This window comes from Areca yellow leaf disease phytoplasma (assembly GCF_041920595.1).
The window spans coordinates 129083-137920 of the sequence record NZ_CP169277.1 but is presented as its reverse complement, the minus strand read 5'-3'; the positions used below and the strand labels follow the sequence as shown (position 1 = coordinate 137920).

Genomic DNA, 8838 nt, shown 5'->3' with positions numbered 1-8838 from the left:
ACTGCTCGGTCGGCCTCACTGAAGAATGCACTCCTTCTACACTATGTCTACGTGATGTCGGCCTACATCACGGCTGTCACGTGTCTCTGTGTCCACTGGCCTCGGACTAAATGATAACCCATGGGTAACGTGACCTGATGTCATATACATCGGTATGGATCAAAGTACGATAAGGCTCATCCTGAAAGCTGACTCCATACTCCCGAAATAGTACAGTCAATCCCATGCCATACGGCAAGCAGAGCCGCTGACTAGACGCCGCCTCGTGATCTGATGAATCATCAGAATAGGAAGACAAATCGGCGTCCGCTGAATCAGTGAGACCATCACCGGCAACTCTTGCTCGGCAATGTAGTCAAAATGACCGGTCTTCGGTAGAAGAATCCGGGTGACAATATGATGTAGCAGTCTCATCTCCGTAGATAGTCTCGATGCTGGAACAGTGGCTCCCTCTGGTAAGATATCGGACTCAAAAATATATTGGAGCCTACTCATCCATCAGACTGTCAATAACTGATCCAGTCATGGGTATATCCCACACTTGGCTCAAAATCTCTGATGAAATGGGGATATCCGGAGTCCTGCAACTTTGTGGGCTGTATACGGTCACGGGCAAGTGATGCAGCAGGAACTCATCAACCCGGGATAGTATCTCTCACTGAGCGAACAAAAAGAGTGACTTGACGTAATACAATCAATCTCCAATCTCGTCTCTTGTGGTCTAAGAAGGAGAAGTCCACTCGGCGTCTTCCAACCACTTGTCTTGGAGCTCATCGGCTAGAAGGAGTAAACAACGGTCGTGCAGGCGGATTCGGAGCTCTAGACTCGTGTCGTGCCTTCGTTCTCCGCTCCTCTTCATCTTTTTGTGTTGACGGAGTCTTAGTGAAACAAACATTTGCAAGGACCCATTGTCAAGAATTAAAAAAAAAAAGATTTGGCAAGGTTTTTGGTGGAAGAAAGAGGGTTTCTAGGGTTTAGGAGCTAAAACCTAAGAAGATTTCCAACAAAAATGGCTACCAAAGTCTCAAATCCAAGAAATCCATGGCTAAAAACTAAGAAATGGGAGGATGAACAGTATGGATACCTGGAATCGAGGTGTCGGCTCGGAGGAGAAAGAAATTTGGGGGAAAAAGGTTCGAAAATTCCTTAAATCTTAGTTTCTTTATCGGTCATGTGTCGACTCACGCATGTGTCGACACATTTTGGTGTCGACCTAGAATGCAGTGTCGACAGTATTTAATGAAAAATCAAAGAATTTCTGAATGATCAAAATCAATTGAAATAACAGGTTTTGGAGTCAAATGTCAATGATTAATCACGATTCATCATAAATAAGGTTGAATAGATCTAGTATGAGTCAAATTGGAGGAAAGATTTAATCAAATGGATTGATGATCCCGAGCTCTCTTCTAATCATACAGAATCGATCTTCCAAAAGAGGTTTAGTTAAAATATCAGCTAATTGAAATTCAGTACATATAAATTCAAGCAAAATATCATTGTTTTCTATATGATCTCTAATGTTCATGCCTAATTTCAATGTGCTTGCTCCTGGAGTGTTGAAACGTGATTTTTAGTCAAGCAAATAGCACTGGTATTATCACATTTAATAGGAGTTCTAGCCAACTTGATTCCAAAGTCTTCAAGTTGTTGCCTAATCCACAAGATTTGAGCCAACAACTTCCTGCCTATTATACTCAGCCTCAGGCTGGATAGTGCAACTGAAGTTTGTTTCTTGCTAAACCATGAGATTAAGTTAACTCCAAGAAATTGGCAAGTTCCTTCAAATCTCACTCTATCATCCCATAGCGACAAAGTCTGCGTCGAGAATATCGTCCGGTCAATGAGAAGAATTTGGCATACCACGAACTTGATAATAATAATTGCGAATGATACAATAATAAACCTTGACTGTAGATGTGATTTAACTGATTGAGGCCGATGTCAGCATACATGCAAACACTGAACATAATATCTAGTCTACTAGCAGTCAGGATATAGTAAAGAGTTTATTATGCCTCTATATAATTTCTGATCTACAAGTTACCATTTTCATCTTTATCTAGTTTACATGAGGGGCTCATAGGCGTACCTATTGGCTTAGTAGTCTCCATCCCAAACTTTGATAATTCTCTTGTGTACTTAGCTTGGTTGATGAAGATACCATCAGTTTGCTTGATCTGGAGTCCGAGAAAGAAGTTTAGTTCTCCCATCATGCTCATCTCGAACTCACCCTGCATAAGCTTAGCAAACTCTTGACAAAGAATTTCATTAGTAGCACCGAAAATGATATCATCAACATATATTTGTACTACTAATAAATCATTATCTTTCCTTTTCAAAAATAGTGTTTTGTCAACATTTTCTCTAGAAAATTCATTTTCAATAAGAAATTTGCTTAACCTTTCATACCATGCTCTAGGTGCTTGCTTCAATCCATAAAGTGCTTTGTGTAGTTTGAAAACATGATCAGGATGTGCATGATTTTCAAAACCAGGTGGTTGTTCCAAAAACCTTTTTATTTATAAAACCATTTAAGAAAGCACTCTTAACATCCATTTGAAATAATTTGAAGTTCATAAAACAAGCAAATGCTAACAATAGTCTAATTGCTTCAAGTCTAGCAACAGGAGCAAAAGTTTCATCAAAATCAATCCCTTCCTCCTGATTGTAGCCTTTAGCAACTAGCCTAGCTTTATTTCTAATGACAATACCATTTTCATCTAATTTATTCCTAGATACCCATTTAGTGCCAATAATTGAAATATTAGATGGTCTTTCTACATAAGTGTCCAAACATTATTTCTATCAAATTGTATTAGTTCTTCTTGCATAGCATTGATCCAATTAGAATCTTTTTCAGCTTCTTCAAAACATTTAGGTTCTACTTGAGATACAAAAGCAATATAATCACATTCATTTCTAATAGAAGCTCGAGTTCTTATCCCTTTAGATGGATCACCTAAGATTAATTTCTTAGGATGTCCATGAGCATACCTCCACTCCTTAGGTAGATCTTGATGCTTTGGAGTGTCATCTTCTTTCTCATCCTTGTCCTGATTTTCTTCATTTGGTTGAGCTTGATCATCCAATGTCAGCTTCTGAAGTTTGTGAGCACATGCACATTCATGAGATGTATCCTCTTTTCTTGAGGATTTGTTAGTAGATTCTTCAAATACAACATGTACTGACTCTTCTACAACTAAAGTCCGTTTGTTAAATACTCTGTATGCCCTGCTTGATGTAGAGTATCCTAAGAAGATACCTTCATCAGACTTGGCATCGAACTTCTAGATGATTTTTTCATTGTTCAAAATAAAACATTCTAACCAAAAACTCGAAAATATTTCAAAGTTGGTTTTCTTTGGTTCCAAAGCTTCATGGAGTTTTCTTTAAAATAGGGCGTATCAAAACTCGATTCAAAATATAACGGTCTTATTTATAGATTCACCCCAGTAAAAATATCTTGGCAAATTATTTTCACAAAGCATAGTGCGTGCCATTTCTTCTAAAGTGCAATTTTTCTTTCTACTACATTCTGCTGAGGTATCCTAGGTGCAGAGAAATTGTGTTCTATACCTTTTTTATTACAAAAGTTTTTGAAATCTTGATTTTCAAATTTAGTTCCATGATCACTATGAATACAAATGACTGAAACACCTTTTTCGTTTGAAACTTTTCTATAAAACTTTATGAATAGAGAATGATTCATCTTTTGTGCTAAAAAGAAAACTCCAAGTAAATCTCAAAAAATCATCCACAATGACTAATCCATATCTCTTGCCTCCTAGACTTGATGTTCTAGTTGGTCCAAAGAGATCCATATGGAGTAGTTCAAGTGGTCTACTAGTAGTTACAAATCCTTTTGGTTTAAAAGAAGTTTTGACTTGTTTTCCAAATTGACATGCTTGGCAAATTCTATCTTTTTCAAAACTGATTTCAGGTAAATCTCTAACTAAATTCTTTTTGCAAAGTTTTGAAATAAGGTACATACTAGCATGCCCTAACCTTCTATGCCATAACCAACTAGTCTCTTCCTTGGTAGAATTCATTGCAACAAGGCATTCTCCATTAGGCAAAGATAGATCATCAAGATCTACTAGATAAATATTTTCATGCCTTTTTTCAATGAATTGTACTCCATTTATATCTGGACTAGAAATCATGCAATAAGATGATTTAAAAACTACTTGAAAACCTTTATCGCAAAACTGACTAATGCTTAAAAGATTATGCTTTAAACCATCTACTAAAAGTACATTACTAATACTATTAGAAGGAGTTATGTGAACCTTACCAATTCCAATGATTTTACCTTTACCATTATCACCGAAGGTCACACTCCCTCCATTCAAAGCTTCAAGAGAAGTGAATTGCTTCACATCTCCAGTCATGTGCCTTGAGCAACCACTATCAAGATACCAAATTCGTTTATTTTCCTTGGTTGCAAGACACACCTGCAATAAGATCAAGCTTTGTTTTTAGGTACCCAAGCTAACTTGGGTCCTTTCGGGTTAGCATTCAAAATGGTTCCTTTTGGAACCCACACTTTACCAAAAGACATGATTTTTCTAAAATTACATTGATATGATTTATGACCTAATTTTTCTGCAAGTAAAACAAGTAATACTAGATGATGCAGGTACAAAAAAGTTTTTGAAATACTTTTGTTGCTTTTGTGGTTTATATCCTAAACCTGCCTTTATTAAAAATAGCTCTTTGATTGTTTAAAAGTAAATTCAACTTTTCTAAACTATAAGTAAATTTGTCAACAAAAGGTTTTAATTTTTCAAGTTCATTTTTGTGTTTAGCATTTTCAAGTTCTAAATCCTTGTTTTTCTTTAAAAGCTCATTGTTAGAAACAATTTGTTTAGGCCTTTTTAAAACTTCATTTTCCATAACTAAAGCATTATTTTTCTTTTCCAAAATATCTAGTTTAGATTTCAAAGTACTAACATCATTTAGTAAGGTTGTTTTCTAAAGAAAAACAGTTTGCATGCTTTTTCAGTTTCTTATTTTCAGATAAAAATAATTTATAAATTATTTGCTTGTGTTATTACGTTTTTCCCAAAAGAATATTTTTAATCCTTTACCAAGTTAAAACTGTCTTATTATGAATCTTGTTTTTCGGAAAAATCATAAAAAGTGAGTAAGAGTACGAATTTTTTCCAATAATTTTGTATACCTTTTTTAACTTCACTATTAGCATTTTCAGCTCCATGCAAATGCAATAAATAATTATGTGCAGTTCATTAAAGGGCAAATTACTACTAATAAAAAGGGGGCAACTTTTTTTCAGCTCGTTCTTTCTCTGCCAGACATTAGGTTCTACATGGAGCAAATCCAATAGATGTCCTGAAGAGGCCCGTATCTCGAGGACCCAGAAAGGACCTACGAAAAGAGGCTACGTAGGGAACCAAAGTGGAGCCCCATCGAAGAAGTCCCCACTAGGCCCGGCGAGAGGCCCAGAGAGCAGTCTGACGACGAAGAGGTGGCCCAGAGCCGGCCCATGGGCCTGGCGGGGCCACCTGTGGTGAAGGGGGCGTACGGGCCCTTCGGGCAACTCTTCCCACCATCGACATTCCCACGGTCACCGAGAGGTGGAGGAGGCGACGGCCCAGAACGTTGTAGTGAGAGGGAGGCCGATCCTACAGTAACCTTGACGCGGCCAAAAATCCAGCCGGCCGACCTCAGGAGCCCTCACCGTACGCACGCGGGCTCTATCGGCATCTTTTACCGGCACTTGAGACCCTAGGGTGGCCGGGGTGTTGATGTTGGTGCCGGCGAATACGCGGTCATAACCCTCAACCTGGGGCGGGCGAGAGGCGATGGAAGCGGGTTGGGGAGTGGTCATCTCGACTTGTTCCCACAGCTTTTATTGGTAAGTACTACTTTTTTCCTCTCTTGGTCAGTTTTTCTCTGTTTTGTTGATTTGGTGACCTTCTGCTTTACTCTGTGCTATAGTAGCCATGGATGCTCTCCTCGTGGGACTCCCTACGGCACTGAGTCGGTGAGACACCAACTTTGTGGTGAACAGAGTGCTGTGGAGGCAAAGGGTCGATTCTGGCACTTGGGTGCATGACCTGGAGGGCCAGATAAGGGATCTCTAGGCCGAAGCGGCTCCAAGAACACGATGGTGACCTGAAAACTTGGTAGAAAGCCTTAGGTGACCTTGGCCAAGAAGAGGGAGGAGGCCACTCACTTGATTGAGGAGAGGGCCCGCTCAGTCTCGGATGTGGCATGCTTAGAGGGGTGGGTGCAAACCCTCTAGGTCCAACTTGATGCGGCAGAGGCTCGAGCCGTAGAGGTGGAGGAGAAGGCCACGGTGGCGGTGGCACTGATGGAGGCCGCGAAGAAGGAAGCGGCCAAAGCCATCCCAGAGTTCAAGGCCTCAAACGCGTTCATCAACAAAGTGCGGGAGGTGGTCTTTGATGCATTCCTCAAAGGATTTGAGGATTGCAAGAAAAAGGTGGGCTAGGACTTCACCCTCCAAGGCCTAGACGACATCATTCCGGACATGGCCAGCAATGATGATGGCAAGGAGGCCCACTCTACAGAGGTCAAAGTGGGGGTGGACACTGCATCGAAGGCTGAGGTGAGGATGGCCACTATGTCAGAGCTCGATCTAGCCACTCCTCCAACCGAAGGGCCACAGGAAACTAATGAGGTGCACTATCGGCCTAGCAAGGCTCCGGCAATCTCTCCATAGTTTCCTCTTTCTTCATTTGTACTTAGGATATTTTGAAGGATTCCCTGGCCTACTGGGGGGTCCTACTTAATGTAAGAATTTCCTCCATCAATGAAGAATCAATTTCACTTTACCAATAGTTCAATTCTACTCCTTCCTATTTTTCTATTCTTCCTCCGTTCTCTACTTTATTTTTTTTTTGCATGGCAGGAGTGTGAACTATATGGTAACTGAGTGTAAGGTTTCCAAGGTCCTGGTCACCCTTGCCAAGTTTGAAGTCTAGCGGATGGGCATGGGGGCTTTGGAAGTTCTACGGCCCTCTTTGCCAGACTTAAAGTCATGTAGGGCTTCTAAAGTTTCCCGAGCTTGCTTCAGGACATGAGTGCCATGGAATGAGGTAGCTGCTTGAGGAGTTTCCTGGCCTTTCTTGAACTTGGAGTCAGTCAGTAGAGTGCGGGGCTTGCAGGTTTTCTAGCTTGTAGCCAGAACTTGGAGTCGGAGGCGGATGGGAGTCTGAGAAGCTTTAGGAGTTTCTGGCTTTAGCCGTAAGCGGAGTTAAGCGAGCAAGCCAAGCCTCTAAAGCACTCTATCCGCCTGACTCTGAGATTCGGCAAAACAAGCTGGAAAACTCCGAGCCCCCCTCTATCATTCGACTCAATTCGATAAAACAATTAGGAAACTCTTTGAAACATGCCTCTATCTGTTTGACTCCATGTCGTGAGCTAGCCCAGAATGTGAAGCCTACATGACATAAGTCGGCAAGCCATCAAGCCCCATGCCCATCAGCCAGACTCAAACTTGAGATGTAAACCTTACACTCGGTCTATATAGTTCACTCTGTCACAAAAAATAGTAAATGGAAGAGCAAGTGAACTATTGGCAAAGTGAAATTGATTCTTCATGATGGAAGGTATTTACATTGGACGATGATCTGAAATGGTACAGATGAAGAGAGAACTATGGAGAGATAGCCGGTACTAGCGTAGTGCCTCGTTAATTTCTGTGACTACCATTGGAGAATTGGCAGCCTGTGCCTCGGCCTTACGTCACCCCCCTTTGACCTGCAGCAAGTGGAGCCTCCTTGCCGTATTATCATCAGGCCTTGAAATTGGTGAAACACCTTTCTTGCAGTCCTCCAGATCCTTTGAACAAGACCTCCTCCTTGTTGATGAACGCGTTCGAACCATTCTTCGCGACTCCATCCATGCCACCCATATGTCCTCTCCATAAATTTTCTGCTATCATCGAAGTTTGCCCACCTCTAATGCTGTGAACTGACGATCCTCCTCCAGTCAGTGTCCTCCTCTTCTTTGGCCAGGGTCACTGCTGGGCTTTTCTACGTTTCTCCGTGCCATCGTGATCCCTTATCTGGCCACTCCAGTCTTCTACAGTCGGCAGAATCAGACCGCTGCCTCCACGAACTCCTGACCACCCTGCAAAAATTGGACTAATACCAGACCAGAGAGTCCTAGATGAAGAATCAAACCATTTACTAACAATAGAAGGAGAAGATAAATCAAATCAACAAAATGGAAAAACTGGTAAGAAGAAGTACTTACCAATAAAGCTAAATGTGAAGATATTTGTGTCTACTGCCCCTCTCAGCCAGCCCAAAGTGTGACTGCAGTGATTCAATTAATCAACACAGCTACCTAAGTGGTGCAATGAATGCCGATGGAAATACGCGTGTAACTCGAATGGTCCCCAAATAATTGCTGGCCTCCCTCTCACTGGCTGTCTGACCATTCAGAATGTCGATAATTGAAGCCTTCTCTTGAACAACCGGCCTCAGCCTCAATTGTGGTGCTCCTGCTAGGCAATAATTGTACCCCTGGTTGGGGCAGGACATTCGGGCCTCTCTGATGAACTCCTTCGGACCTCTTGGGTCCTTTCTGGTCTAATTGGATCCATGAAAATTGCAGAGAAAGGAACGAGCTGAAAAAGTTGCTGTATGAAATGAACGCACAGATATATTTATTGCATTTGCATGTGAAATGCTAGTGAGTTAGAACTGTACAAAATTATTGAAAAATTCATTGCTCTTACTCACTTTATGTTTTCCGAAAAACAGATTCATAATAAGACAGTTACAACTGGTAAGTAAAATATTCTTTGGGAGAACATGATAACACAGAGCAAATATTATAATT

At 41.0% G+C, this 8838-nt stretch carries 7 protein-coding genes; 1 reads left to right on the top strand and 6 read right to left on the bottom strand.

Annotation, left to right across the window (positions count from 1 at the left end):
• Positions 1-1375: 1375 nt before the first annotated feature.
• The 6 genes from ACEW7V_RS00745 to ACEW7V_RS00720 form a co-directional block, all read right to left on the bottom strand.
• Complete coding sequence (locus tag ACEW7V_RS00745) at positions 1376-1540, bottom strand: hypothetical protein (RefSeq protein ID WP_374695568.1); 165 nt, start codon at positions 1538-1540, stop codon at positions 1376-1378.
• Positions 1541-2036: 496 nt separating this feature from the next.
• Entirely contained in the window at positions 2037-2510 is a 474-nt protein-coding gene (locus tag ACEW7V_RS00740; RefSeq protein WP_374695567.1) for a reverse transcriptase domain-containing protein, read from the bottom strand.
• Positions 2488-2796, bottom strand: coding sequence for a reverse transcriptase domain-containing protein (locus ACEW7V_RS00735; RefSeq protein ID WP_374695566.1), 309 nt, complete (start codon positions 2794-2796; stop codon positions 2488-2490). Before ACEW7V_RS00735 ends, ACEW7V_RS00740 begins: the two co-directional genes overlap by 23 nt.
• Complete coding sequence (locus ACEW7V_RS00730; protein WP_374695565.1) at positions 2781-3092, bottom strand: hypothetical protein; 312 nt, start codon at positions 3090-3092, stop codon at positions 2781-2783. The genes ACEW7V_RS00735 and ACEW7V_RS00730 overlap by 16 nt, the downstream gene beginning before the upstream one ends.
• A gap of 588 nt (positions 3093-3680) precedes the next feature.
• A complete protein-coding gene (locus tag ACEW7V_RS00725; protein ID WP_374695713.1) occupies positions 3681-4457 on the bottom strand; it encodes a GAG-pre-integrase domain-containing protein in 777 nt (258 codons plus the stop codon).
• A gap of 226 nt (positions 4458-4683) precedes the next feature.
• Positions 4684-4947, bottom strand: a complete 264-nt coding sequence (locus ACEW7V_RS00720) for a hypothetical protein (RefSeq protein WP_374695564.1) — start codon at positions 4945-4947, stop codon at positions 4684-4686.
• Positions 4948-6307: 1360 nt separating this feature from the next.
• Here ACEW7V_RS00720 and ACEW7V_RS00715 point away from each other — a divergent pair.
• On the top strand, positions 6308-6478 hold the full coding sequence (locus ACEW7V_RS00715; RefSeq protein WP_374695563.1) for a hypothetical protein: 171 nt from the start codon (positions 6308-6310) through the stop codon (positions 6476-6478).
• The last annotated feature ends 2360 nt before the right edge of the window (positions 6479-8838 follow it).